24 protein-coding genes, 2 tRNA genes and 1 pseudogene are annotated in these 26,275 nt (G+C 69.9%); 10 read left to right on the top strand and 17 right to left on the bottom strand.

Annotated elements, in window-relative coordinates:
• Positions 1–3: 3 nt before the first annotated feature.
• Genes FHX46_RS04910 through vanH form a run of 4 tightly spaced genes read right to left on the bottom strand, consistent with a single transcriptional unit; the run spans position 4 to position 3,861 of the window.
• Entirely contained in the window at positions 4–1,122 is a 1,119-nt protein-coding gene (locus FHX46_RS04910; protein ID WP_313886026.1) for a UDP-N-acetylglucosamine--N-acetylmuramyl-(pentapeptide) pyrophosphoryl-undecaprenol N-acetylglucosamine transferase, read from the bottom strand.
• 60 nt (positions 1,123–1,182) lie between these two features.
• A complete protein-coding gene (gene vanX, locus FHX46_RS04905; RefSeq protein ID WP_167121131.1) occupies positions 1,183–1,791 on the bottom strand; it encodes a D-Ala-D-Ala dipeptidase VanX in 609 nt (202 codons plus the stop codon).
• 2 nt (positions 1,792–1,793) lie between these two features.
• Positions 1,794–2,828 carry a D-alanine--(R)-lactate ligase VanA-Sc gene (gene vanA-Sc / locus FHX46_RS04900; protein ID WP_167111040.1) on the bottom strand — a complete coding sequence of 345 codons (1,035 nt, stop codon included), beginning with the start codon at positions 2,826–2,828 and terminating at the stop codon, positions 1,794–1,796.
• Positions 2,821–3,861 carry a D-lactate dehydrogenase VanH gene (gene vanH, locus FHX46_RS04895; RefSeq protein ID WP_167111038.1) on the bottom strand — a complete coding sequence of 347 codons (1,041 nt, stop codon included), beginning with the start codon at positions 3,859–3,861 and terminating at the stop codon, positions 2,821–2,823. The genes vanA-Sc and vanH overlap by 8 nt, the downstream gene beginning before the upstream one ends.
• A gap of 300 nt (positions 3,862–4,161) precedes the next feature.
• Here vanH and FHX46_RS04890 point away from each other — a divergent pair, with 300 nt between their 5' ends.
• From FHX46_RS04890 to FHX46_RS04885, 3 genes and pseudogenes are all read left to right on the top strand, one after another.
• On the top strand, positions 4,162–6,510 hold the full coding sequence (locus FHX46_RS04890; protein ID WP_167111036.1) for a poly(ethylene terephthalate) hydrolase family protein: 2,349 nt from the start codon (positions 4,162–4,164) through the stop codon (positions 6,508–6,510).
• A 116-nt stretch (positions 6,511–6,626) separates the two neighbouring features.
• Positions 6,627–6,844: pseudogene (locus tag FHX46_RS28395) on the top strand (hypothetical protein); the annotation flags it as partial.
• A 528-nt stretch (positions 6,845–7,372) separates the two neighbouring features.
• A complete protein-coding gene (locus tag FHX46_RS04885) occupies positions 7,373–10,687 on the top strand; it encodes a hypothetical protein (protein ID WP_167111034.1) in 3,315 nt (1,104 codons plus the stop codon).
• 218 nt (positions 10,688–10,905) lie between these two features.
• Here the strand turns inward: FHX46_RS04885 and FHX46_RS04880 are convergent.
• The 5 genes from FHX46_RS04880 to FHX46_RS04860 all read right to left on the bottom strand — a co-directional run bounded on the left by FHX46_RS04880 (position 10,906) and on the right by FHX46_RS04860 (position 14,784).
• Positions 10,906–10,978, bottom strand: a tRNA-Ala gene (locus FHX46_RS04880).
• A 67-nt stretch (positions 10,979–11,045) separates the two neighbouring features.
• Positions 11,046–11,804, bottom strand: coding sequence for a divisome protein SepX/GlpR (gene sepX / locus FHX46_RS04875; protein WP_167111032.1), 759 nt, complete (start codon positions 11,802–11,804; stop codon positions 11,046–11,048).
• Positions 11,805–11,947: 143 nt separating this feature from the next.
• On the bottom strand, positions 11,948–12,607 hold the full coding sequence (locus FHX46_RS04870) for a GNAT family N-acetyltransferase (RefSeq protein ID WP_313886025.1): 660 nt from the start codon (positions 12,605–12,607) through the stop codon (positions 11,948–11,950).
• A gap of 9 nt (positions 12,608–12,616) precedes the next feature.
• Positions 12,617–13,882: a molybdotransferase-like divisome protein Glp gene (gene glp, locus FHX46_RS04865; RefSeq protein ID WP_167111030.1), complete on the bottom strand. Its 1,266-nt coding sequence runs from the start codon at positions 13,880–13,882 to the stop codon at positions 12,617–12,619.
• Complete coding sequence (locus FHX46_RS04860; protein WP_167111028.1) at positions 13,882–14,784, bottom strand: UTP--glucose-1-phosphate uridylyltransferase; 903 nt, start codon at positions 14,782–14,784, stop codon at positions 13,882–13,884. The genes glp and FHX46_RS04860 overlap by 1 nt, the downstream gene beginning before the upstream one ends.
• A gap of 24 nt (positions 14,785–14,808) precedes the next feature.
• Here FHX46_RS04860 and FHX46_RS04855 point away from each other — a divergent pair, with 24 nt between their 5' ends.
• The 4 genes from FHX46_RS04855 (at position 14,809) to mscL (ending at position 16,879) form a co-directional block, all read left to right on the top strand.
• Positions 14,809–15,420, top strand: a complete 612-nt coding sequence (locus tag FHX46_RS04855; protein WP_167111026.1) for a 5-formyltetrahydrofolate cyclo-ligase — start codon at positions 14,809–14,811, stop codon at positions 15,418–15,420.
• A gap of 69 nt (positions 15,421–15,489) precedes the next feature.
• Entirely contained in the window at positions 15,490–15,807 is a 318-nt protein-coding gene (locus FHX46_RS04850) for an FmdB family zinc ribbon protein (protein ID WP_313886024.1), read from the top strand.
• Between the two features lie 136 nt (positions 15,808–15,943).
• Positions 15,944–16,420, top strand: a complete 477-nt coding sequence (locus FHX46_RS04845) for a hypothetical protein (RefSeq protein ID WP_167111022.1) — start codon at positions 15,944–15,946, stop codon at positions 16,418–16,420.
• Positions 16,421–16,444: 24 nt separating this feature from the next.
• Positions 16,445–16,879 (top strand): large-conductance mechanosensitive channel protein MscL, encoded by a 435-nt coding sequence (gene mscL / locus FHX46_RS04840; RefSeq protein ID WP_167111020.1) that lies wholly within the window; start codon positions 16,445–16,447, stop codon positions 16,877–16,879.
• A 233-nt stretch (positions 16,880–17,112) separates the two neighbouring features.
• On the opposite strand, the gene FHX46_RS04835 is transcribed toward mscL, so the two are convergent.
• The 8 genes from FHX46_RS04835 to FHX46_RS04800 all read right to left on the bottom strand — a co-directional run bounded on the left by FHX46_RS04835 (position 17,113) and on the right by FHX46_RS04800 (position 24,707).
• Positions 17,113–17,289, bottom strand: coding sequence for a hypothetical protein (locus FHX46_RS04835; RefSeq protein ID WP_167111018.1), 177 nt, complete (start codon positions 17,287–17,289; stop codon positions 17,113–17,115).
• A complete protein-coding gene (locus FHX46_RS04830; protein ID WP_167104119.1) occupies positions 17,289–17,789 on the bottom strand; it encodes a MogA/MoaB family molybdenum cofactor biosynthesis protein in 501 nt (166 codons plus the stop codon). The genes FHX46_RS04835 and FHX46_RS04830 overlap by 1 nt, the downstream gene beginning before the upstream one ends.
• Before the next feature lie 712 nt (positions 17,790–18,501).
• Positions 18,502–19,863, bottom strand: a complete 1,362-nt coding sequence (locus tag FHX46_RS04825) for a trypsin-like peptidase domain-containing protein (protein WP_167111016.1) — start codon at positions 19,861–19,863, stop codon at positions 18,502–18,504.
• A 75-nt stretch (positions 19,864–19,938) separates the two neighbouring features.
• Positions 19,939–21,024 carry a galactose-1-phosphate uridylyltransferase gene (gene galT, locus FHX46_RS04820; protein ID WP_167111014.1) on the bottom strand — a complete coding sequence of 362 codons (1,086 nt, stop codon included), beginning with the start codon at positions 21,022–21,024 and terminating at the stop codon, positions 19,939–19,941.
• On the bottom strand, positions 21,021–21,818 hold the full coding sequence (locus FHX46_RS04815; protein ID WP_167121127.1) for a DeoR/GlpR family DNA-binding transcription regulator: 798 nt from the start codon (positions 21,816–21,818) through the stop codon (positions 21,021–21,023). The genes galT and FHX46_RS04815 overlap by 4 nt, the downstream gene beginning before the upstream one ends.
• Before the next feature lie 74 nt (positions 21,819–21,892).
• Entirely contained in the window at positions 21,893–23,311 is a 1,419-nt protein-coding gene (locus tag FHX46_RS04810; RefSeq protein WP_167121125.1) for a sensor histidine kinase, read from the bottom strand.
• 8 nt (positions 23,312–23,319) lie between these two features.
• Entirely contained in the window at positions 23,320–24,012 is a 693-nt protein-coding gene (locus FHX46_RS04805) for a response regulator transcription factor (RefSeq protein WP_167111012.1), read from the bottom strand.
• A 41-nt stretch (positions 24,013–24,053) separates the two neighbouring features.
• Positions 24,054–24,707, bottom strand: a complete 654-nt coding sequence (locus FHX46_RS04800; RefSeq protein WP_167111010.1) for a response regulator — start codon at positions 24,705–24,707, stop codon at positions 24,054–24,056.
• 207 nt (positions 24,708–24,914) lie between these two features.
• Between FHX46_RS04800 and FHX46_RS04795 the strand changes: the two genes are divergently transcribed.
• The 3 genes from FHX46_RS04795 (at position 24,915) to FHX46_RS04785 (ending at position 26,228) form a co-directional block, all read left to right on the top strand.
• Positions 24,915–24,987: transfer RNA gene (locus FHX46_RS04795), tRNA-Arg, on the top strand.
• A 302-nt stretch (positions 24,988–25,289) separates the two neighbouring features.
• A complete protein-coding gene (locus tag FHX46_RS04790) occupies positions 25,290–25,610 on the top strand; it encodes a hypothetical protein (protein ID WP_167111008.1) in 321 nt (106 codons plus the stop codon).
• 45 nt (positions 25,611–25,655) lie between these two features.
• Entirely contained in the window at positions 25,656–26,228 is a 573-nt protein-coding gene (locus tag FHX46_RS04785; protein ID WP_313886023.1) for a YdcF family protein, read from the top strand.
• The last annotated feature ends 47 nt before the right edge of the window (positions 26,229–26,275 follow it).

Genomic DNA, 26,275 nt, shown 5'->3' with positions numbered 1-26,275 from the left:
CGATCAGCAGCGCCGCCTCTCAGGCCCGCGTCGCTCAGCGACGACGGCGAGCACGTGCCGGGCCAGGACGACGTCCGCGTCGGGTGCGCCGGCCGCCGACGCCCGGGCCGACATCGCCGCGATCGCCGGGGATCGGTGAGCAGCGGGATCAGGGTGGTCTCGATCCAGGCCCGGGCCGAGGTCGGCGTCGTTGACGAGCAGCGCCCCGCCGGCCTCGACGACCGGCTCGGCGTTCAGCCGCTGTTCTCCGCCGCGCTCCGGCAGCGGGACGTAGGCGGCCGGCAGGCCGACAGCGGCGAGTTCGGCGCACGTCATCGCCCCCGAGCGGCAGATCACGAAGTCGGCCGCGGCGTAGGCGTACTGCATCTCGTGGACGTAGGGCACGACGACGTAGGGCGGGTCGGCGGGGTCGCCGTCCGGCACCTCGACCACGTGCCCCGGCCCGGTGATGTGCAGCACCTGCACGCCGGCCCCCCGTACCGCCGCGGCTGCACCGGACACCGCGGCGTTGATCGCCCGGGCGCCCTGCGAACCGCCGGTGACCATCAGCACGGGACCGTCCGGTCGCAGGCCGAACCGCCGCCGGGCGGCGTCGCGCAGCGCGGGCCGGTCGAGCCCGGTGATCGCCGGCCGCAGCGGGATCCCGATGGCGATGCCGTGCGGCAGCTGGACGCTCGGCGAGGCGGTGAACACGTGCGTCGTCATCCGGGCCGCCAGCCGGTTGGCCACGCCGGGCCGGGCGTTCGCCTCGTGGACGACGATCGGCACGCCCCGGCTGCGGGCGGCGAGGTAGGCCGGCGCGGCCACGTAGCCGCCGAACCCCACCACGACCTCGGCTCGCACGCGGTCGAGCACCGACCCGGCTGCCAGCACCGAGTCACGCAGCCTGCCCGGCGTCCGCACGAGGGCCCGGTTCAGCGTGCGCGGCAGCGGCACCGGCGGGATGAGTTCGAGCGGGTAGCCGCGGGCCGGGATGAGCTTGGTGTCCAGGCCGCGGACGGTGCCGAGGGCGGTGATCCCGGCCGCGGGCTCCAGCTCGCGCAGCGCGTCGGCGAAGTTCATCGCAGGCTCGATGTGCCCGGCCGAATGGCCGCCGGCGACCACGATGCGCGGTGCCGGCACGCCTGCCCCCGTCACCGGGCGATCCCGTCGGCCCGGGGGGCACGCGATCGGCACCGGCAACTACGTGATGGGGAAATCAAAATAGGTGTGCGGATGGGGTTCGTCCTTGAGCGTGTAATGCCACCACTCGCAGTCGTACCGCGCAAAACCGCATGCCTCCATGATGGCGCACAGTTGTTCCCGGTTCCACGCTTCGACCGGCGTGGTTCCCGCCGCGCCATGATGGGATACCGGGTCCATCAGATCATGGCCGCCACCCATCGGCGCGAGTTCACCGGTAGCCAGGTGGTAGAGCGTCAAGTCCACCGTGCTGCCGCGGCTGTGGCCCGACTTGGCGGCCACATAGCCTTTCTCGAACATCTCGGCTCGGTCGATGTTCGGATAGTGTCGTGGCTTCGTCCGGCCGTCCTCCGGCTGTTGCGACCAGCGCAGGAAGCAGTCCACTGCGCGTTGCGGGCGATAGCCGTCCCACAGGAGCAGACCGAAGCCGAGGGATTCGGCCTTTTCCTGCGCTTCCGCCAGGGCTGCGCACAACGCCCTGGTACCGACTATCCGGTTCGACAGATAGCCGTCCACCGGCTTGCCGGTGAAGTTGTCCCACGTGGCGTACTTGGCATCCCAGCGTATGCCCGTCACGAACTCGTCGACGAAGACAAAATCCTCGTGCATCGTCACTTCCCCGTCAGCGCCAGCGACACCGTGCGGTCGATCACCTCGGCGAGCGGCAGTCCCGCGGCCGCCATCATCCTCGGATAACGGCTGTAGGAGGTCAGCCCGGGAAAGGTGTTGACCTCGTTGAGCACCACGCTGCCGTCCTCCTTGAGGAACATGTCCACCCGCGCGAGTCCCCGGCATCCCAGGGCGCGGTAGATGTCCTTCGCCGTCTCCTGGACGAGCGCGCGCGACTCGGCCGGGATGTCCGCGGGAACGATGAACGCCGAGTTCTCGGATCCGAGTTCCGGTGCATCCTCCTGGTGGATCCGGAAAAAGCCATGGGACAGCGCGATTCGATCCACCTCGCCCGCGAACAGGTCCGGATCGTTCCCCAGTATGGAACACCCGATTTCACTGCCCACGACAGCCTCCTCGATCAGCACCTTCGAGTCGTACTGCCGCGCGGTCTCCACCGCATCCATCAAGTCTTCTTCTCGAGAGACCTTGCTGACGCCGAACGATGATCCCGACCGGGCCGGCTTCACGAAGACGGGAAAGGTGAAGCGGCCGGGATGGACATCCTCGTCCGCCGGGACGATCCAGAAATTCGGCGTAGCGATTCCCGCGCCGCGGACGACGGTGTACGTCAGGGATTTGTCCATGCACAGAGCGGAGCTCTGCACGTCGCACCCGATGTAGGGGATGCCGGAGAGCTCCAGCAAACCCTGGATCGCACCGTCCTCGCCGAGCTTTCCGTGCAGGACGGGCAACACGACGTCCAGATTGATGGTCTGGTAGTGCCCCTGTTCGAGCACGAGCAATCCGCGCACGCTGCGGTCCGGCGACAGCACAGCCGGGCGGCAACGACCGTTTTCCCAATTCGCGCCAGGGCCGTCGCACAGCATCCAGGCACCGCTGCTCGTGATCCCGATGTAGAACGGTTCGTACTTCTCGGTGTCGAGGTGTTTTGCGACCTCTTGTGCGGATTTGACGGAGACCGGGTGTTCCTCGGAACAGCCCCCGAAGATGATTCCGACCTGCAACCTATCCATGCTGGTTCCTGCTTTCGAATTTCAGGCAGTTGGCGAGGGAGTTTTCCACCGTGTCGCGCAGGGCGTGGTCGGTGTAGTAGGCGGTGTGCGGACTGATGAGCACGTTCGGCATTTCGTGCAGCCGCAGCAAGGGTTTGCTCGTAATGGGTTTGTCGCGGCAGTCGGCGTAGAACGTTCCTTCCTCACCTTCGAGGACGTCCAGCGCCGCACCGCCCAGCCTGCCGCTGTCCAGCGCCGAAACGAGGGCCTCGGTGTCAACGAGCGCACCGCGGCCGGTGTTGATGATGAACGCGCCGCGCTTCATCTGCTCGATGCGCTGGTGATCCAGGAGGTGATGGGTATCCGCGGTGAGCGGCGTGTGGAGCGTGACGATGTCACTGCGCCGCAGCAACTCATCAAGAGGAACGTAATCGACGGGGGCCTTGGGACGGTTGTCACAGGCCAGGATCCGGCAGCCAAAACCTCGCAGCCTGTCCACGACTGCGGCGCCGATGCGTCCGGTGCCGATCACCCCGACGGTCAGGTCGCGTAGCTCTTTCCCGCGCACCTCGGTCAGCCGGTAGTCGTGGACGTCGACGCGGCGGATGACGGACTTGGCGTTCCGCACGGCCATCAGCATCAGCATCAGCGTGTAGTCGGCCACGCTGTCCGGAGAATAGGAGACGTTCTCCACGGAAATGCCGACGCTCGCCGCGTAGTTCACATCGAGGTGGTTGTACCCGATGCTGCGGGTGGAGATGTACCTGACACCGACGTCGCTGAGCGCGAGAAGAGTGGAGTTGGTGACCCGGGTTTTGTGACCGATGCTGACGCACCGGTTCCCGGATGCCAGTCCGGCATTGGCTTCGGACACCGGCGCCGCGGTGACGGTGGTCACAACGCCGAAGCGAGATGCCATCTCCCGGAACACCGGAGCCTCGTCCGGCCCGCAGCCGTAAATCGTGATGCCCGTGGCCGGGGCGGCCGAGGAGGATGAGGGCGCCGGCGAACGGGTGCGGCGGCCCACTGTTCGTGCCGGCTCGCGGTAGCTCATGCCGCCAGTCAAGACGGCGTGGTGTTGCCGGGCCGTATCTGATTTTCCATATGCCGGCGATATGTTGGTCTCTCGATCCTCGTGCTCCGGCCACCCCGAGGGACACCACGTCCGGCCCTCCGGTCTCGCCCGTCGGTGCGGGCGGAACCGTGACGGGCAGTACCGCACTTGGTTGTGCTCCCGTACCCGGCGGCTTGACCTGCGCGCTTTGACGATCTTCGTGACACCACCCCGTCAGCACCCGGGCCTAGATTGACAGCGGTGTTTGTCCTAGACCGCAACAAAACTGGGAGGGTGCGGATGCGCAAGCATTGGAGACCGGCGATCACCGGCGCGGTACTGGCCCTGGGACTGGCTTTGCTGCCGACGCCGTCCGCGTCGGCGGCTTCGCCCGATGGTTCATGGTCGGTCACGCCGGTGGACGGCGGTTACCGGATCACGCTGACGCTGGACAAGCGGCTCCGGACGCGTGACGCGTCGCCGGAACTCGCGGTTGACGGCCGGTCGCTCGGTGAGGCACAGGAGTCCCGGGACGGCCGGACGCTCACCCTGGTGACGGCCGATCCCGCCGCGGCGCACCCGTCGTCGGTGCGGGTGGCGTGGCAGGGCGTGGTGCCCGGCACGACCACCCGCAGCGTCACCGCCACGACGGACGTGCCCGCCGGGGCGCCGATCACGTCCGCACCCGAGGCGACGGGGCGCTACGGCGTCACCCGCGCCGACTACGACTTCGGTGACACCGCGCTCCAGCTGTCCGGATTGACCGGCGTGCCGGTCGAGGAGCGCGCAGCGGCGTGGGTGCCGGTCGGCGCGTCCGGCAAGCAGCCGGTGGTGGTGTTCCTGCACGGCCGCGAGGACGCCTGCTACGACCCGGACGCCGGCACGCTCGACAACGCGAACTGGCCCTGCGTCAACGGCCTCAAGCCGATGCCCAGCTACCTCGGCTACGCCCGGTCGGCCGAAACCCTGGCCAGCCAGGGTTACGTCGTCGTGTCGATCAGCGCGAACGCGATCGGCGCGTTCGACCAGAGCACGGCGTCGCCCGACCGTGGTGGCCTGGCCCGCGGCCAGCTGGTGATGGCACACCTCGACCTGCTCGCCAAGGCCGACGCCGGCACCGCTCCCGGAATGAGCACCGCCTTCAAGGGCAAGCTCGATCTCGGCAACGTCGGCCTGATGGGCCACTCCCGCGGCGGCGACGGCGTGGTTCGCGCCGCACTGCTCAACGCCGCCCGCCCCACCCCGTACGGGATCAGGGGCGTGCTCCCGATCGCCCCGATCAACCGGACCCGCCCCGCACTGCCCGACGTGCCGATGGCCGTGCTGCTGCCCTACTGCGACGGCGACGTCTCGAACCAGGAAGGCCAGCACTTCTTCGAGGACTCGCGGTACACGAGCGGCACGGACTCCGCACTGAAGTCGTCGCTGCTCATGATGGGCGCCAACCACAACTACTTCAACGACGTGTGGTCACAGGTGTACGGCGACGACTGGGACGTCTACGTCGATCGGGCCGACCCGGCCTGCGGCAGCACCGCGGCGGGCAGCACCCGGCTCACCCTGGACCAGCAGCGGGCGGCCGGCGTCGCGTACACCGCAGGCTTCTTCCGCATGACCCTCGGTAGGGAAACCGCTTTCCTGCCGATGTTCCAGAGCGGCTTCAGCAGCGCGGTCCAGGTCGGCGCGGCGACGGTGCTGCAGGCGACGCAGTCGCCCGCAGCGCAGCGGCTCGACGTCGCCCCGCTGCAGGCGGCAGCCGGGAACGTGACGTTCTCCGGCAAGGTGCTCGGCCAGTACTGCGCGAGCCTCGCCGGCGCCTCCCCGCAGAGCGGCCTGCCCTCGTGCAGCGACTCCACCGCCACCGGCCGCTTCCCGTCGTTCACCCCGGTGACGCACACCACGAACGTGCCCGCCACTCCGATGCTGCACCTGACCTGGGTGAACGGGGGCCAGATGGCGGCCGCACTGCCGTCCGGCCGGTACGACGTCAGTGGCTACGGCGCACTGACCCTGCGGGCGGCGCCGGACGCGGGCAACACCGCCGCGGATCTGCGGCTCACCGTCGTGGACGGCGCCGGCAGGACGCAGTCCACCACCGTCTCGGCCCTGAGCGGTGCGCTCTCCCCGCTACCGGCGGGGAACCAGGACCTGCTGCCGAAGACGTGGCTGCGCACCGTCCGCTGGCCGGTCGCCACGATGACCAGGGTGGACACGACCGACATCCGGCAGGTCACGCTCACGACGGTGAGCGCCACCGGCGGGGTGCTCCTGTCCGACCTCGCGTTCACCACGCCGTCCGTCGGCACCGGTGTGCCGACCAAGCTGCCGCAACTGTCCGTCAGCGACACGACGGCCAATGAGAACGCCGGCAACGCGACGGTCGCCGTGCAGCTGTCCAAGGCGAGCAGGCTGCCGGTGACCGTGCACCTCCAAGCCAGGACCGGTGCCAGCACCCAGATCACCGCAGCGGCGCAGGAGGTCACGATTCCCGCCGGGCAGACCACCGCCACGGTGACCATCCCGGTCCACGACAACTCGACGGTGGACCCGAGTGCCGACATCCCGTACGAAGTCGTGCTCGGCTACCCCACCAACGCCGTAACCGGCAAGAACACCGCCTACGTCACCGTCCACGACGACGAGGCATGATCCCGGTGCCGGGGGTTTCACTCGCGGAGCGAAACCCCCGGCACCCCAGCTTCACTGCTGTACTTTGCTGCTATCAGGGCAACGAAAAGGGCCGTCCACTCTACGGTGGACGGCCCTTGACCTGTGGTGGAGGTAAGGGACCCTACTCGAACACAAGAGACCAGGTCAGGGCCCCGGAAGAGCTCCGCGAGAAGCTTCCCGGCCTCGATACCCCCAAGCCGCCGTCGATGAAGCGCGACCGCCCCGGCATGCCCGGCAGCTCGGCTCCGATCAGGTCGAGCAGTTGATCGCCGGCTACCGGTCCGGCGCGACGGTATACGAGCTCGGTGACCGACCGGCGCCCGCTGTCACGCATCCGTGACGATCTGGTGTGATCCTCCGCGTGGTGCCAGCGAGTCAGGATCGGGCAGCGTGGCACGTGACGGTAGGATTTCGATGATCTTGGCATTATCTCAGCCGCTGTTTTCGTTTCGATGGCGCATTCGCCATCGTTGATCTGATCATGGTGACATCGCGGTGAGACAATTGAGAACTCGCGGGTCGCAGAAGATCGACATGCCATCGGCGGTGAGACCCTACGGTGATCGCGCAGCGGCGGCCTCCCAGGGGTTTCAGGGGTGGAAGTTCACAAGGCGAATCACTCATCCGATAAGGCGTTCATCACAACGGAGCACCGACCGACCCTTTGGTCGGGTGCGAGCTGATCGATGGCCTGGTCTAAATGATACCGATCGCGTGTGACGGGAGCTTTTGTGGAGCACCGGGTGTGACCGGGACTGGTTTCCTTGGTGACCGAAAGGATTGACCACCTGTGCATGATGGAATTTCGCCCGTCTGAGCCGAGTCGCCATTGGAGTGGGCCATGTCTGCCAGTGCTGCCGAAGCTTCGTCCGACCTGGGAGTCGATGCCGCGGCGATTCCCGTGAACCGCAGGCCGTTGTCGGCGTCGTCCGACTGCGTGCTCACCCGCGATCTCGTCGAGCGCCGCGACTACGTCATGACAACGAGCGGCGCAGCGGTCATCGGCGCGTACCAGAACGCCGACGGCACCCTGTCCGCTTCGGTCATCGAGAACGGATTCGTCCGCACGTTGCACCGCGATCAGGACACTGGGCACTGGACGTTCGGCCCGGCCGCGGAAGGCGGACGCCGGACTGAGGTCGTGGTCGCGCGAACCCCGGACGGTCGGCTTTGGACGATCACCGTCGACGACCAGAGGATCACGTTCTTCAGGGCCAACGGCGACGGCTTCGCGAAGGTGCATGAGGAAAAGATCAAACTGGTCGGGCTCAAGGTCGTGTACCTGCCGGGCCCCGGTCCGCGCGAGCCGTCGATCTTCGCCGCGGGTAAGGACGGCAATCTGCAGCGCTACCGCTACGCCGGCGGCGACTCCTGGAAGCGCGACGGGTACGACGTCGACGGAGCGCTCGCCAAATGGTGGATCTGGACCGTGATCGCGTTCAGGCCCGGTCAGTTCGAGGTCGCGTGGTGCAACGACACCGAGTTGGTCCGGGTCGAGTTGCACGGCGGGAAGACGGGATCGACGCACAAGACGAAGTTCGGCGCACACCAGAAGATGATTGTGCGGGGAAGCTACGTCGACGCAGGTGAGACCGCCGGCTACCTGTGCATCGACGACGAAACCAACACCGTTCACCAGTTCCGCGACGGGAAATGGACGGCCCTTGGTGTCTCCGGACCCAGGCTCACGGCCATCGGCGACAACGCCGGTATGACAAAGGTGTACATCAACGGCAACGACGTCGACGGGCTCAGGTTGTTGCGACAAACCGGGTGGACCGACAACGGACCGGCCTGGGCGACCGAAGGCGGCGTTCCGGTCGCTGTGCCGATCGGGAGCGCGAGCGAGTCGGACTTGTACTACGACCCGCTGCACCAGTCCGTGCCGCGGTTCTTCACCGTCGAATTCGGGGACCACCATCTCGTGCTGCGCCAGCAGGACCCGGACACCGGCACGTGGAGCGGCGAACGGGTGCGAGTGGCCGACACGGCGGTCGCCGAGGTCCGGTACTGGCGGATCCGTGTCGTGCTGCGGGATGTGCGCGGGACGCCGGCGGGGCAGTACCCCGTCCGGTTGCGTACCACGACGTCCACCGAGGTCGTGGTGAACGGCAAGGTGGTCAGGCTCGGACCCGGTCGCGATGAGGTATTGGAGACCCGCACGAACCGACTCGGCGCGGTGACCGTCAGCGTGCGCGCCGACAGCTTCACCCCGCCCGCGATCCTCGTCGCCGCCGACGGATTACCCGACGGCGCGCAGATCCACCCCGCTCAGCACGTGCACGACTACCTCGCCGGTATCGCTCCCCTCCCCGACCGGGGAATGTTCACCGCCGACACGCTCCGCACCGCCAGAGTGGGCGGCCACAAGCTGATCCCGACCGCGAGCAGCTGGAGCGACAGGAAGGCACAGGAGGTCTTCGACCATCTGCGCGACCTGCTCGCGCTGGGCAACCCGACCTTGCCGCGTCCGAAGGGGTCCTGGGTGCTGGAGCTCTCGCCGACCGGCGAGATCAGTGTGAACGACGTGGACGACGAGGCACCGTCCTTGGAGGGCTTCGGCGGAGACGTCGCCAGGTTCTTCACCGACGTGGTGGCCGGTGTGCTCTCCGGCGTCACGGCCGTGACCCGGCTCGCGCTCGACGCGTCGACGAGCACGGTGTCGCTCACCGTGTCGATCGCGGGGAAGGCCATTCGGATCGGCCAGGTGATCGTGCGGACCGCGGGTGAAGCGGTGGACCTGTTCCTCAGTGCCATGCGCGCGCTGGGCGCCGTGACCGAACGCGTGCTCGAGTGGCTGGTCCACCGGATTCCCTTCGCCCAGATCTGGGAAACCAAACTGGAGGTGGAGGACAAGCTCGACGCGCTTCCGGCCGAGATGACGCGCAGGCTGACCGAGATCAAGGCGACGGCACGCCAGCAGTTGACCGCGTTCGCCCGCGACCATCTGGATCCCGTGCTGACCCAGCTCGTCACGAGGGTTGGCGCGAACCCGGTCAGTGCGGTGAAGGGCTCGTCGCACGACCCGGTGCCCCCGGTCGTGGCCGGTGGCAGCGGCGCCAACCTCACCAGCCTGTTCCACGTGGTCGACCAGCTGGTGTCCGCGCCGTCCAACTGGCTGATCGACCTGGTGACCAACCACGCCGAGCCACTCGGCGGCTCGCTCCAGTCGGCGATCACGGCGGCCGCGCGGCAGTTCGGTCCGGCCGCGGAGAGCACGATGAGCCACGTGACCGAACACCTCGCCGCGTTCGAGGCCGCGGCCACCGCGTTCGCCACCTCGCTCCGTGGGGCGATCGACGAGAACAACGGGCACCTGCAAACCGTCGCGCTCAGCGTGGTGCTCGGCGGGGTGAAACAGTTCGCACTGGCCTTGGTGGATGTGGCGAAAGCCCTTGTGGACGCGCTGCTGGACCTGCTGGTGAAGCTGAGCTCCTTCATGCAATCGGTGTTCGACCTGCCGGTGGGCATCAAGACACTCGACGAGGCCGCGCACTACATCGCCCGGCACGCGAACACCGCCACGGGGCCGTTGACGGTCAAGGGGATGTTCGGTCTGCTGGTCGCCTTCCCGAACGCCGCGCTGACCCCGCTGCCGACCGAACCGGGATCGCCGGGCGAACGCAAGGCGCTCGACCTCTCCCTGGGCATCGTGTCGACCGTGCTGGAGGCGGCGAGCGATTTGCTCCCGATCGCGATGGTCGACCCGATCACGAAGAAGGTCGCGACGGGGATGAGTCTCCTACTGCTCTGCGCGACCTCGTTCGGCGTCGCCTGTGAGGTCGTCGACGACGAACCAGGCCCCGACCGGGCGAAGTGGATGATCGACCTGATCAGCCTCGGAGTCGACCTCGGCATCATGATCGTGACCGCGGTGAAGCACAAGGACCGCGCGCTCGTCGCGAAGTTGGAGGGGACCTACGGGGTGTGGCTCGACAGCGTGGCCGGTCTCGCCTCACTGACCGCCGGACTGTGGTCGTGTGCGTCGAAGAAGGCGTCGTGTCTGGAATGGGCGAACACCACCACGGGCGCCTTCCCGACCGCGACCGCGTTCCTGCGTTCCCCGGAGTTGTGGGAGGAGATGCTGCCCGTCAAGGTCCTCACCAGCTACGCGGCGGGCGTCGCCACTGTGGTGACCCGGGCGCTGATGCCCTGACCTGGTCAGGGACAGCTTCGCTACGCGACGAGCCGTGGTTGCGTTCTGGTCGCTCGATGACCGTGGAGATCTACTCGCAGGCTTCCTCAACGAAGACGCGGGACGCGCTCAAGCGGCTGGGCGAGAGCCTGGACGAGTAGCGCCACTGCTGTACTTTGCTGCTATCAGGGCAACGAAAAGGGCCGTCCGCTCTACGGCGGACGGCCCTTGACCTGCGGTGGAGCTGAGGGGAATCGAACCCCTGACCTTCTCGATGCGAACGAGACGCGCTACCAACTGCGCTACAGCCCCTTACTGGACTTCCCGAAGGAAGCTCCAGAAGCATAGCAACCCGGCGGAGGTGATCAGCGAGGGGGGGCTACTCGCCGACCGCGCGCCGGAACGGGAGCTGGTCGGGGTCGTCCAGGTCGTGGAACGCCGGGTCCTCGTCCTCGACGTCGACGACCACCGCGCGCCCACGCAGGCGGGAGGCCGGTGACGGCCGACGCTCGACACCCGGCACCTCGCGCGCGGGCTCGACGACCTCGAAGTCCTCGACCGGCCGCTCGCGGCGGGCGGGGCGGGCCGCGGTGCGGGCACCGAGCCGGGCCATGCGCCGCTGGCGGATCTCGGCTTCGATGCGGACCTGGCGGCGCAGGTAGGCGAGGTAGCCGACCAGCCCGAGGTCCACAACCCCGTGCAGCCACCACAGCGACGAGGTCAGGAAGCCGGCGCCCGCGGCGGTGACGACCGCGAGCAGGAACAGGCAGAGGACGACCCGCTGGCGGAACGCGTACTTGGCGCGCGCGGCGATCTCGGCGGCCTCCGGGTCGAAGCCACCACGCCCGGGCCGGTAACGACGCTCGGACGGCTGTTCGTAGCCGCGTACCGGGTCCTCGTCGTACTCTTCGACGTCGTCGTAGTCGACCTCGTCGTCGGCCTCGGCGACCTGCTGGGTGGTCTCGGACATCGCGAACTCCTCCTCCGCATCGTCGGCGCCGCCGCCGCTGCGGACCACGCGGGCGGCCAGTTCGGCATCGGCCGTCTGCGTGACCGCCTGGCGCTTGCGCGCGACCATGGGCACGAGCACGACGAGCCAGGCCGCGGCCAAGGCGACGATGATCAGCGAGCTGGGCAATCCCCTCTCACCTCCCCCGTTCACTGCTACATGTCGTCACGCTAGTCACAGGAGTAACAGAAGGGACGGTGCCACGCCGCCCGGGAACAGAAAAAGGGTCACTTGATCCGGTGAACCTTGCCACAGCCGGCTAACGAACCGGGTTACCGGTAGTCGGCGCGCCCGGCGGCGACGAGGCGCGCAACCAGCCCCGGGCCGCTCTCCTCCACGGTCATCGCGTAGCAGTAGTGGTCCCTCCAGTCACCGGCCACATCCAGATACCGGCGGAACAGGCCCTCCTGCCGGAACCCGGCCTTGGTCAGCACCTTGATGCTCGGCGTGTTCTCCGGCCGGACGGTCGCCTCGATCCGGTGCAGCCCGGCGGAGGTGAACGCGTGATCGACGACCAGCGCCACGGCGGCGGTGGCCACCCCGCCCTTGACCACGGACGAGGACACCCAGTACCCCACCCACGCGGACCGCAGTGAGGCCCGGATCACGTTGCCGATCGTGATCTGCCCGGCGAACGCGCCGTCGACGGTGATCGTGTACGGCAGGCACTGGCCGCGCCGGGCGAGCGAGCGCAGCGCCGTCCACTGCGGGGGCCACGACCAGTAGCTGTTGCGATCGCGCCACGGCCCCGGCCCCGTCGGCTCCCACGGCTCGAGGTGCTCCTGGTCGCGGAGCCGGATGCGGCTCCAGTCGCCGGCGTCGCGCAGGCGGATCGGCCGCACCGCGACCTCGCCGGCCGCCACGCGGAGCGGGCCGAGCCGGGCCGGCCACCCGGGGTGCCGGGACTCCAGGTCATACGCTGCTGGCTGCACCGGACAGTTCTAACCCCGCTGGGCCAGGAAGGTCACCTTGACCTGCTCGCCGGCGGGCACCTCGGTGAGGTCCTCGTCCACGTTGACCAGGCAGTTCGCCTCGGCCAGGGACGCGAGCAGGTGCGCGCCGGACGTGCCGAGCGGCTGGACCAGGTACTCACCGGTGCTCTCGTCCCGCAGCAGCTGCCCGCGCAGGTAGCCGCGACGCCCCTTCGTCGACGAGACCGGCGACAGCAGCCGCGCGCTGACCGTGCGGCGATGCGGGTTGCGGGTGCCGCGCGCGGCCCGGATCAGCGGCCGGATCAGCACCTCGAACACGACCAGGGCGCTCATCGGGTTGGCCGGGATGAGGAACGTCGGCACCGAGTCCGGTCCGAGCCGCCCGAAACCCTGCGCGGACCCGGGGTGCATCGCCACCCGCGTCATGTCGATCTCGCCGAGGTCGGACAGGGCGGCCTGCACCTCGTCACCCGCGGTGCCACCGGCGCCGCCCGCAACCACCACGACCTCGGACATCAGCAGCCTGCCCTCGACCACCTCGCGCAGCCGCCACGGATCGCTCGGCACGATCCCGACCCGGCTGACCTCGGCACCGGCGTCGCGCGCCGCCGCGGCGAGGGCGTAGGAGTTCACGTCGTAGACCTGGCCGGTCGACGGGGTGCGGTCCACGTCGACCAGCTCGTCGCCCACCGACACGATCGACACCCGCGGCCGCGGGTAGACCAGCACCTTGGCGCGGCCGACCGCAGCGAGCAGCCCCACCTGCGCCGCGCCGATGGTGTCGCCCTGGCGGACGGCGACGTCGCCGATCTGCACGTCCTCACCGGTGCGCCGCACGTAGGCCGCGGACGGCACCGACCGGTGCACGGTCACCTTGGCCGGGTGGCCGTCGGTGAACGCGGTGGGCACGACGGCATCGGCCAGGGTCGGCAGCGGTGCGCCGGTGGCGACCCGGACCGCCTGCCCGGGCTGTAGCCGTCGGGGCTGTCGTGAGCCCGCCGGAATCTCCCCCACCACCGGAAGCTGCACCGGCTCGTCGCCCTCGACGCGGACGTCGACGCTGCGCACCGCGTACCCGTCGACGGCTGCCTGGTCGAAACCGGGCAGCGCGTGCTCGGCCACGACCTCCTCCGCGCAGAGCAGGCCCTGCGCTTCGGAGATCGCGACCCGGACGGGCCGCGGCCGCACCGCGGCCTGCAGGACGCGGGCGACCTGCTCGTCGACCAAGCGGAGGTCCTGCTCGGCCTGGTCGGTCTCCGGGGTGGGGTCGGTCATCAGCGATCTGTCCCGAGTCGTTCGGTCAGCCAGTTGCGCAGTTCCGGCCCGTAGTCCGGGTCGTCGAGGGCGAAGTCCACGGCCGCCTTGAGGAAGCCGCCCGGGTTGCCCAGATCGTGCCGGCCGCCGCGGTGGACGACGATGTGCACGGGGTGGCCCTCCTCGATCAGCAGCGCGACGGCGTCGGTGAGCTGCAGTTCACCACCCGCGCCGGGCTTGATGCGACGCAGGGCGTCGAAGATCGCCCGGTCGAGGAGGTAGCGGCCGGCCGCGGCGTAGGTGGACGGCGCCTCCTCCGGTGCCGGCTTCTCGACCATGCCGTGCACGCGCTTGACGTCCTCGTCCGCCGTGCCGGTGACGTCGAACACGCCGTAGGGCGAGATCTGCTCCTTGGGGATGTCGAACGCGCACAACACGCTGCCGCCGTGCTCGGCGCGCACCTCCGCCATCCTCGAAAGCACCCCGGCGGGCAGCACCAGGTCGTCGGGCAGCAGCACCGCGACGGCCTCGTCCTCATCGGTCAGGTTCGGCTCGGCCTGCGCGACCGCGTGCCCGAGGCCCAGCGCCTCCTCCTGGATGGCGACCTCGACGTCGATCAGCTCCGGTCCGCGGCGGACCTTCTCCAGCAGCGCGGACTTGCCCTTGCGCTCGAGGTTCGCCTCCAGCTCCGGGGCGGGCCGGAAGTAGCTGACCACCGACTCCTTGCCCGGGGAGGTGACGATCACCAGGCGTTTCGCTCCGGCCTGCGCGGCTTCGCTCGCGACGAGCTCGATGCCCGGCGTGTCCACCACCGGCAGCAGCTCCTTGGGAACCGCTTTGGTGGTCGGCAGGAACCGCGTCCCCAGGCCGGCGGCCGGGACGATAGCGGTTCGGAACGAGTGGTTGTCGAAGGCGCCCGTCATAGGCGCCAAGCCTAACCTGCGTACATGGGTGCGCAGCGCAACGACGAAGTGACGAAGGCCGAGTGGCGCGCCAAGCTGTCCGCCGCGCGTGCCGCCGCCTCCGTGCAGCAACGGGTCGCCGAGGCCGCCGCGCTGGGCCGCGCCCTGTCGGCGATGTCACTGCCCGGCACCGTGTGCGGGTACGTCCCGTTCGGCACCGAACCCGGCTCCTTAAGCCTGCTCGACCTGCTCCGCGAGCGCGGCGCACGGGTGCTGCTCCCGGTGATTCCCGCGGCGCCCGGCCCGCTGGACTGGGCGGACTACACCGGCACCGCGAGCCTGTCCCCGGGCCGGTTCCGGCAGATCCTGGAGCCGACCGGACCACGGCTGGGCCCGGCCGCGCTGGCCGGGGCCGGGCTGGTGCTGGTTCCGGCCCTGGCCGTCGACCACCGCGGGGTGCGCCTGGGCCGCGGCGCCGGTCACTACGACCGGTCCCTCGCCCACGCCGCGCCGGGTGCCGCCCTGGTGGCCGTCGTCCGGGACGCCGAGCTGGTGGAACGCCTGCCCGCCGAGCAGCACGACGTGCTCATGACCGGCGCGCTCACCCCCGGCCGCGGGTACGTCCCGCTTCCTGTGACGAACCCTTGTTTGCGCTGAGGGAATGGTGTCCGACACAATTGTGTTAGCACTCTTGCGGATCGAGTGCCAATGCGCGAAGGAGCACCTGTGCCCACGTACCAGTACGCCTGCAAGGAGTGCGGCCACCGTTTCGAGGCCGTGCAGTCGTTCTCCGATGCCAGCCTGACCGAGTGCCCGGAGTGCACCGGCCCCCTGCGCAAGCTCTACGGAGCGGTCGGCGTGATCTTCAAGGGCTCCGGCTTCTACCGGACCGACTCGCGGTCGTCGTCTTCGTCGTCGTCATCGTCATCGTCGAAGTCCACCTCCTCGTCCAGCTCGTCGAGCACGTCCGGCGAAAGCAAGAGCAGCTCCACGTCCTCATCCTCGTCGAGCGGTACGACAACCGCGGCCGCGGCGGCTTCCTGACCGCCGGGTTATCCACAAGCACCCAGTTATCCACAGCTGCCAGATCCGCGTCTTTTCCGCCGGGTGTCAGCACCCCTAGCGTCGCTGTCGTCGGTGGCACACCGCCGCCGACGCCGACAACTGGGGGTGCTTCGCCATGCGCTTCGATCCGCGTGCCCATGCGAACCGGCTCCGGCTGCGTCTGGGCGGACGCCGCTGGCACCGGCTGCGGAAGCTGGTCGCCGCAGGTCTGCTGATCACGGCGGCCGTCCTGGCCGCGCGTCCCGGCGCGGCCGAGCCGCGGGCCGCGCCGCCACCGCCGTCCGCACCCGTCCCCTTCACGGGTGATCTTGCGCTGGCTGCGGTGCCCGTGCGGCTCGCCGACACCGGCGTGGCCAAGCTGCTGATGCCCGGGATGCGGGTCGACGTGGTCACCGTCGACGAGTCCGCGCAAGTCAGGAAAGTCCTCGCCAGCATGGCCACCGTGCTCACCGTGCGGCCCCCACCGGCCGCGGCCGGGCGCCTCGCCGGCGCGCGGGACGGACCGCTGGTCGTCCTGTCCTTGCCCGAGGAGACAGCTCGGGAGGTGGCGGCGCTGTCACTGCGAAACCCGGTAGCGGTTACCCTCCGTTAGCCGTTTCCGGAAAGAGGGGTGCACATGCTGAAGGGTTTCAAAGACTTCCTGATGCGCGGCAACGTCGTCGAACTGGCGGTCGCGGTCGTCATCGGAACGGCGTTCACGGCGGTCGTGACGGCTTTCACGAACGGGCTGATCAAGCCGTTGATCAACGCCATCGGCGGTACCGAGGCCGCCAAGGGGCTGGGGTTCAACGTCCTGGGCGGCAACGACTCGACGTTCCTCGACTTCGGGGGCGTGATCAACGCGGTCATCAACTTCGTGATCGTCGCGGCCGTGGTCTACTTCCTGCTGGTCCTGCCGATGAAGAAGATCCAGGAGCGCCGCAAGCGCGGCCAGGAGGCAGGCCCCGCCGAGCCGACGGACGTCGAGCTGCTGAAGGAGATCCGCGACCTGCTGCGGCAGCAGAACAGCTCCGACGGGCACGTCACCACCCACACCGCCACCCAGGACTGAGGTCGCACCTGCTCCGGGCGCCCGGTTCGCGAAACAGGTGCCGTCAGCACGGTCCGTTGCCGTCGTACCCGCCTGGTGGGCGGGGGCAGGTCCGGTCACGGGCGGCGGCCTGGCACCCGCGGTCGTGCACCGGCAGGGCCGGCGGGTCAGGACACGCGCGGGCCGGCACCCGCGGCTGCCGCCGGGCGGGTTCGGCCGGGGTCGAGACCGCGGCCTCGTGCCCGGCGAGCCCGCTAGCCGCCGTGGTGGGGCGGCCGGTTCTCCCGGTACCAGGTGTCGTCGTTCCCGGCCGGGCGTTCCGGTTCGCGCTCGTCGGACGTGGTGTCCGGGAGGACCTCCCCGAAGATCTCGTCCAGCTTGCGCCGGTCGCGATCGCGGGGAGGCTTGCGCTCCCGGTCCTGCCCGGCCATCAGGACTCGTCGAGGCCGGAGAGCTGGTCGATCACGTAGGGCACGAGCGACGACAGCGTCGCCATGCCGTCCCGCACGGCAGCGCGCGAGCCGGCGAGGTTGACCACGAGCGTGCTGCCCGAGACGCCCACCAGGCCCCGGGAGATGCCGGCGTCGATCGCGCCGGCGGCGAGCCCGGAGGAGCGCAGGGCCTCGCCGATGCCCGGGATGGGCCGGTCGAGCACGCCGAGCGTCGCGTCGGGGGTGACGTCGCGTGGCGACACCCCGGTGCCGCCGACGGTGATGACGAGGTCCACACCACCGATGACGGCGGTGTTGAGCGCGTTGCGGATCGCCACCGTGTCGGCGTGCACGAGCACCACGCCGTCGACGATGAAGCCGGCTTCCTCCAGCAGCTCCTGAACCAAGGGGCCGGAGGTGTCCTCATGCTCGCCGTGCGCCGCGCGGTCGTCCACGATCACCACGAGCGCGCGGCCCAGCCGCTGTGCACTGCGTTCCATGGGGCACACGGTATCCCGTTCACGCCGCACGCGGGCGAGCACGTCACCACTACACCCGAGTGGCCGTCCGAAGTGGACGAGCTTCCCGGCAGATGGGAAGCCGCGCGCGACCGGTTGACCCAGTCGCACGCGGCTCGGCAAGCGGCTCGCCCCCGAGCGAGCCGTCAGGTTGGTCTCGGCCGCCCCGAGCGGCCGAGCGTCTCCTCGCCCCCGCCGGCCACCCCCGTGGCCAGACCCCAGGCCGGCCACCCCGTGCGACCAGCCGCAAAACCCCATACCTGGCATCCGAACCTCCGGCCGACCACACGCGCCGGCGGCTCTCTCCCCCGGCCGTCACCCCGCCGATCCAGCAGGCACGCCACCCGACCCAGCCCCGAGCTCGTCCCACCGGCCACCTCGTTCAACCCCCGGGACCCACCTGCACCTCCGCGGACGCGCCCCGCTCACGAGTCAACCGAACCACCCCGCCCCGGGCCGCAGGACAACTAGGGCACCGCGCCCGGAGCCGCATCGGGCCGCGCGCAACCAACCCCACAGCCGCCCGTCCAGCCCGCCCCGGGCCACGTCACGACTGGATCACCCCGCCTGACCCGCCCCGACAGCAACCAGGCAAGGACCTCACCGCTCCCGGGCCGGCCATCCGTCCAGCCGAGCCATCGATCCCGGCGGACCTGCCGGGCCGGCCGCCCCGAGCAGCCGGCCCGCGCGAGCCTCAGTTCGTCGGCACCGGCTGGCCGCCCAGCGTGACCTGCACGGTGCGCCCGTCGCTCAGGGTGAAGTTCACCTTGTCGCCCGGAGCGCGGGTCCGCACGGCCGCGATGAGGCCGTCCGCGTCGTTGATGACCGTGTTGTCGATCTTCGTCACCACGTCGCCCTGCTTCAGGCCGGCCTGCTCGGCCGGGCTGCCGGACTGCACGCCGGCGATCAAAGCTCCGCCCTGGGGTGCGTCGCTCACGTTGGCGCCGATGAACGTCTGCGTCGCCTTACCGGTGTCGATGATCTCCTGCGCCGTGCGCCGCGCCTGATTGATCGGGATCGCGAAGCCGATACCGGCGTTGGTCGCCTCCGTCTGGCCCATTCCGCTCGACTGCGGGCTGTAGATCGCCGAGTTGATGCCGATCACCTGGCCCGCCAGGTTCGCCAGCGGACCACCGGAGTTGCCCGGGTTGATCGCGGCGTCGGTCTGGATCGCGCTCATCACCGTCGTCTGATCGCCCTCGCTGCCGCCTGCCCGCACCGGGCGGTGCAGTGCGCTGACGATGCCCGAGGTGACCGTCCCGGCCAGCTCGAACGGCGACCCGATCGCCACCACCGACTGCCCCACGTTCAGGTCATCGGAATTGCCGAGCGCCACCGGCGTCAGGTTCTTCGCGCCGTTGACCTTCACCACGGCGATGTCGGTCGTCGGGTCGCGTCCCACGACCGACGCGGGCGTCTTGCTGCCGTCCTGGAACACCGCCTGGATCTGCCCGCCGTTCGCGGCGACCTCGACGACGTGGTTGTTCGTCAGGATGTAGCCGTCGGTGGAGAGCACGAAGCCGGACCCCTCGCCCTGCCCGCTGCGCCCGGCCACCTGCAACTCCACCACGCTCGGCGACAGCTTCTGCGCCACGGCCTCGACGGAACCGGGCTGGGCCGTCGTCGTCTGCTGCGCCGGAACCGGCTGGTTGAGCGCGTTGTAGGCCGTGCCGGCGCTCCCGCTGTTCTGCGCGGTCAGGTACCCCCCGGCGGCACCCGCTCCGCCGCCGACGATCAGCGCGAGCACCGCGACTCCGGCCACGAGCTTGCCCGAGCCACGCCGTTGGTGCGGCACGGCCGGCGGCGGCATGGTCGCGGTCGCATACGGCGAGTGCGACTGCTGCGCGCCAGGAGGCGTCCACGGGTACCCACCGGGCTGCTGTGGCCCGGTCCCCGGCGCGGCTCCCTGCGCCGACCACGGGCTCGGCTGCTGCTGCGGTCCCGAGCCGAGCGGCGTTCCGCGTGCGGGTGTCTTCGCGTCCTCCGGCGGCTGCTGCGCACCGGAGTCCCGCGGGGCACCGCCGTCGTGCGGTGCGCTGGGGTCGTTCTCGGTCATGTCCCTACCATGCGTGTCGGTCCTGAGAGCTGGCTGAGGCCAGCCTGAGGGTCACGCATGAGTATGCCGCCGGGCTCAGGCCCCCGCCCGGAGACGGTCCGCGATCTGCTCCGGCGTGGCGTCGTTGATCCACACCGCCTCGCCCGATTCGGAGCCGGCCAGGTACTTCAGCTTGTCCGGAGCGCGCAGGATCGAGAACAGCTCCAGGTGCAGCCAGCCCAGCTCGCGGTCGATCCGGACCGGCGCCTGGTGCCAGGCGGCGATGTAGGGCAGCGGGCGGTCGTAGAGCCCGTCACAGCGGCGGAGCACGTCCAGGTAGACCTCGGCGAAGTCGTCGCGCTCGGCGTCGGTGAGCGCGGGGATGTCCGGGACCTGGCGGTGCGGCACGACCAGCACGTGCACCGGCCACCGCGCGGCGGGCGGGACGAACGCCGTCCAGTGCTGCCCCTCCGCGATCACGCGCGTGCCCACCTTGCGCTCGGCGGCGAGGACGTCACCGAGAACCGGGCGGCCGTGCTCCTCCTGGTACGCACGGGCGACGTCGAGCATCCGCCGCGTCTTCGGGGTGACGAACGGGTAGCCGTAGATCTGGCCGTGCGGGTGGTGCAGCGTCACGCCGATCTCTTCCCCGCGGTTCTCGAACGGGAAGACCTGCTCCAGCCCGTCGATCGCGGACAGCGCCGCGGTGCGGTCGGCCCACGCGTCCAGCACCGTGCGGACCCGCTCCGGGCTCAGTCCGGCGAACGATCCATTGTGGTCACTGGTGAAGCAGACCACCTCACAGCGCCCCTTGCCGGGCGCGGTCGGCACGAGTCCCAGACCGTCGAGAGTGGACCGCTCACCGCTCGCCCCCTCCTCGAAGGACGGGAAGCGGTTCTCGAACACCACCACGTCGTAGTCCGGCTCGGGGATCTCGCTCGGCTTGCCCGGTTTGCTCGGGCACAGCGGGCACAGGTCGGCCGGCGGCTTGTACGTGCGGGTCTGCCGGTGCGCGGCCATCGCGACCCACTCACCGGTCAGCGGGTCGAGGCGGATCTCGGAGCTGGCGGCCACCGCGGGCAGGTCGCGGGTGTCCTCCGCGGTGCGGGGCGGGGCGTCCGCGCCCTCGTCGAAGTAGATGATCTCCCTGCCGTCGGCAAGGTGGCGCAGCGTCCGCCTCACTCTTCCTCCGTGTCCTCGTTGACGGGGACGATCCGCAGGTCGCCCACGTGCTCGGCCAAGACGTCACACGCCGCATCCGGAAGACCGTCGTCGCTCACCACGACGTGGGCCTCGTCCAGTTCGGCGATGGTGGAAATGCCGACGACTCCCCATTTGGAGCTGTCGGCGAGGACGACGAGCCGCCGGCCGGCTTCCACCAGCGCGCGGTCGGTCTCGCTCTCGTTCAGGTTCGGCGTGGTGAAGCCGGGTCCCTCGGCCATGCCGTGCACGCCGAGGAACACCTGGTCCAGGTGCAGGCGGCGCAGGCTGTGCACGGCGACCGGCCCGACCAGCGCGTCGGACGGCGTGCGGATCCCGCCGGTGAGGACGACGGTGCGATCGGGCGCCGGCGACGCGCGCAGCACGTCGGCGGTCTGGATCGAGTTGGTCACGATCGTCAGACCGGGGATCCCGTCGAGCGCGCGGGCCAGCGTCCACGTCGTGGTGCCGGCGGACAGGCCGATCGCGGTGCCGGGCTGGACCAGTCCGGCCGCGGCGGCCGCGATGGCCTCCTTCTGCGCCCGCTGCCGCGCGGACTTGGCCTCGAAACCGGGTTCTTCGGTGCTCGGGCCGACCACCGCGGTGGCACCGCCGTAGACCTTTTCCACCAGGCCCCGGCTCGCGAGCACGTCCAGATCGCGGCGGATGGTCATGTCGGACACGCCGAGCTTGTTCACCAGATCGCTCACGCGGACCGCCCCGGCCCGCCGCGCTTCCTCGAGGATCACCGCCTGCCGCTGCCGCGCCAGCACCATCGCTCCCATCCGCCCAACAACTACACAAAATCCTACACGAATCAACACCCGGGAGGTGGGGCGATGGTTGGTTGTCAGCCCGGGGTGCCGGGCAGGCGCAGGGCCATCAGCGCGCCGCCCTCGGGGGCCCGGCCGGCGTGCACGGTGCCGCCGTGCCGTTCGGCGGCCTGCTTGACGATCGCCAGTCCGAGCCCGGACCCGGGCAGCGTGCGCGCCTCGGACGAACGGTAGAACCGGTCGAACACCCGGGGCAGGTCCTCGTCCGCGATGCCCGGGCCGGAGTCGGCGACCTCGATGACGGCGGTCCCGTCGCCCACCGGGTGCATCGAGATCCGGACCCGCGACTCGGGCGGCGAGAACTTGACCGCGTTGTCCAGCAGGTTCAGCACCGCGCGCTCCAGCGCACCGGCGTCGCCGACGACGACCCACGGCTGGAGCTGGACGTCGAACTCGATCTCCCCGGCGCGGCGGCGCGCCCGGTCCAGTGCGCGCTCGACGACCTCGACCAGTTCGACGCGCTCGAACCCGGTGCGCGGCTCGTCCTGCCGGGCCAGCTCCACCAGGTCCCCGATGAGCTGGGTCAGCTCGTCCAGCTGGGCCTTGATGTCGGTCTCGATGTCGGCACGGTCCTGCTCCGACAGCGACGGCGCGCCCGAGCGGCTGGCCGACAGCAGCAGCTCCAGGTTGGTGCGCAAGGAGGTCAACGGGGTGCGCAGCTCGTGACCGGCGTCGGCGACGAGCTGCCGCTGGCGTTCCTGCGAATCGGCAACGGCGCCGAGCATCGTGTTGAAGCTGTGCGTGAGCCGGGCCAGCTCGTCGTCCCCGCTGATCGGGATCGGCCGCAGATCACCGGTCCGGGCGATGTGCTCGGTGGCCGACGTCAGCCGTTCGACGGGCCGCAGCCCGGTGCGGGCAACGGCCGTTCCGGCGAGCGCGGCGACCAGGATCCCGCCGCCGCCGATCAGCGCTAGCACGACAGCCAGTTCGCGCAGCGTCTGTTTGGTCGCGTCGAGCGGCTGCGACAGCACCAGCGCCACGCCCGGCTGGTAGCGGTAGGGCACGGCGAGCACGCGCGAGTCGGTGTTCCGGTCGGTCCGGATCGACGACGACCGCTCGCCGCTGGCGACCTGGCGCTCGTCCAAGCCGATCGGCGGTCGCACCGACGGCTGCGACTCGAACGCGGACGAGCCGTCGGCCACGATCAGGTCGAACCGCACGTCGACCAGGCGCGTGATGTAGGTGGGGATGCGCAGGCCGCCGGTCTGCACGACCTGCGGGTCGTTGATCACGCTGTTCGCCTGCTGGACCAGCTCGTCGTCGACCTGCTGGTACAGGTTGTTGTAGACGGTGATGTAGGCGCCCAATGAGACCAGCGCCAGCACGCCCGCGACACACGCGGCGGCCAGCAGGGTGACGCGCGCCCGCAGCGACATCCGCCGCGGGGCTGGACCTCCGCCCTCGTCGACTCGGATCACGGGCACCGGCTCGGTCATGGTCTGGCTCACGGCGGCGTTTCCCGGAGGACGTACCCGACGCCGCGGACGGTGTGGATCAGCCGCGGCTCACCGCCGGCCTCGGTCTTGCGGCGCAGGTAGCCGACGTACACCTCGAGCGCGTTGCCCGAGGTCGGGAAGTCGTAGCCCCACACCTCCTCGAGGATGCGGCCGCGCGTGAGCACGTGCTTCGGATAGGACATGAACAGCTCGAGCAGCGCGAACTCGGTGCGGGTGAGGCTGATGTCGCGGTCACCGCGCCTGACCTCGCGGGTGCCCGGGTCGAGCATCAGGTCGGCGAAGGTCAGCTTCTCCGCGTCCGGCGGCGTCTGCGCCTCGCGGGAGGCGCGGCGCAGCAGCGCGCGGAGGCGGGCGAGGAGCTCCTCCAGCGCGAACGGCTTCGGCAGGTAGTCGTCGGCACCGGCGTCGAGCCCGGAGACGCGGTCGGAGACGGTGTCCCGGGCGGTGAGCACGAGGATCGGCAGGTCGTCGCCGGTGCTGCGCAGCCGGCGCGCCACCTCCAGCCCGTCGAGCCGGGGCATCATGACGTCCAGGATCATGGCGTCCGGCCGGTCGGCGACGACGCGTTCGAGGGCCTGTGCGCCGTCGCCGGCGAGCTCCACCTGGTAGCCGTTGAACTCCAGCGACCGCCGCAGGGACTCCCGGACCGCCCGGTCGTCGTCGACTACGAGAATGCGCATGTAGACAGTGTTGCCGACGGTGCTGAGACCCGCCTAAGAAGTCACGGGTCCAGCAGGCCGCCGCGGTAGGCGAGCAGGGCGGCCTGGACCCGGTTGGCGGCGCCGATCTTGGTCAGGACCGCGGACACGTACCCCTTGACCGTGGCTTCGGACAGGTGCAGTTTCCCGCCGATCTCGGCGTTCGACAGACCCTGCCCGACGAGCCCGACGACCTCCCGCTCGCGGTCGGACAGCGAGGCGAGCAACTTGCGCGCCGGCTGGGCCGCACGCTGGCCTTCGCGGTGGGCGCGCACCATCCGCGCCGCGACACCCGGATCGAGGACCGCGCCGCCCCGCGCGAGATCCCGGACGGCCCGGAGCAGCGCGGCGGGCTCGATATCCTTGAGCAGGAAGCCGTTGGCGCCGAGCCGGAGGGCCAGGCTGACGTACTCGTCGACATCGAAGGTGGTCAGCATGGCCGCGGCCGGCGGGCCGGGCAGGTCGAGGATTGCGCGGAGCGCGCGGATACCGTCGTCCGGGGCGCGCATCTTGATGTCGAGGAGGACGACGTCCGGGTGCAGCCGCCGCGCGGTCTCCACGGCGGTCCGCCCGTCATTCGCCTCACCGACCACCTCGATGTCCGGCGCGCCGGACATCATGCCGCGCAGGCTGGCCCGCACGAGCTCCTCGTCGTCGGCGAACATGAGCTTGATCAACTATGCCCTCCGGACACTCGGTGGAGCGGGGTCTCCGCATCCCGATCACGGAAGGTTACCCACTGGTAGCGTCCGGCGTCGACACACTGTTCACCCAGGTTGCTCGCACCTTTCGTAGGATTCCCGACCACCTCGTGGACCGGCGCCGGAGCGAGGCCGAGGTCACGCTCATCCACGAGGGCCGGACCCGCTAGTCTGGGACGGCCAGCCCTCGTAGCTCAGGGGATAGAGCACCGCTCTCCTAAAGCGGGTGTCGCAGGTTCGAATCCTGCCGGGGGCACAAAACCCCTGGTAGATCCGTTGGCCAGGGGTTTCGTGCTGTTCCTCCCCATGCTTAACCCTCGCTTTTGGGTTGCTCTGCGGTCGGGCGAGCCGCCATTCACAGCGAGGGAGGCCGTGTGATCGTCCACATCGCGGGCATCTATGGGATCGGTTCCCTGGGAGCCACGCACTACCTGACAGCGCACCTCGCCGAGGTGTTCGGGCAGGTGGGGGACAAGAGTTGTTCCCTGGTAGTGCGCGACATACGAAGGACTGACCATCACCGGCAGCGAACTTGCCGCCGGTCCGTACATCTGGTGAGTGATGCGAGTAGCCACGGCCCAGCTCCCGCCCATCGAGGACAGCGACGACAAGATCTTCACCACCTCGAACGCCGTCATCGTGCTCGACGGCGCGTCAGCGTTCGTGCCGGTGCCGGTCCCAGCGTCGACCTATGCCGATCGCCTGGGGCGGGAACTCGTCGCGTGCTTGAACGAGCGGCCGGACGCAGATCTCGGAGTGGTGCTGGCGGACGCCATCGAGGCTTCAGCGAGTGCCCTTGAGCTGAAGCCGGGAAGTCGCCGTCCAGCACCGAGACCATTCTCCGAGAGTCGGACGGCGTGGTGGATGTGCTCTGCCTAGGGGACAGCGTGGCGCTTCCACCGCCTGGACGACGAGCTGCGCCCCGTGGACGTGGCGATTGACCTTGGCAGCCACGATGGGACTGTCCCGGTCTACGCTGCCGAGCTCTACCACCGCGGCCTGTTCCCGTGGCTCGTCTTCACCGGCGCCAATGCCCCCACCACAGTGGACAGGTTTCCCCGCGGCGAAGCCATCCACTACCGGGAAATCGCCCTCGAACACGGCGTTCCAGACTCCGCCATCCTCGTTGAGCCGAAGGCCCGGCACACCGGGGAAAACACCGATCTCACCCGCGAACTGCTCGCCGCCAAGGGCATCCAGGTCCAGTCCGCGCTGATCGTGTGCCGCCCCTACCAACAACGCCGCGCCTACGCCACTGCCGCCCGGCGCTGGCCCGGAGTCACGTTCCTGTGCTCCGCGATCTGGCAGGAGTTCGGCGACTACCTCCAGACCACCGGCGACCCGGACCGAGTCGTGACCATGCTCGTCGGCGACACCCAGCGACCCACCATCTACGCCGACACCGGAGACGCGATCCCGCAGGAGATCCCCCAGGAAGTCGCGCACGCATACGAGCGGCTCGTCAGCAAGGGCTACACCCAACGCCTCATCCAGTAGCCGCCTGCTCTTCGCCCCGGCTGTGGCGTGCGTGTTCAGAGTTTCCT

This window comes from Amycolatopsis viridis (assembly GCF_011758765.1).
Taxonomy (GTDB): Bacteria; Actinomycetota; Actinomycetes; order Mycobacteriales; family Pseudonocardiaceae; genus Amycolatopsis_E; species Amycolatopsis_E viridis.
The sequence above is the reverse complement of the archived record's forward strand: the minus strand, read 5'-3'. Positions and strand labels throughout refer to the sequence as shown.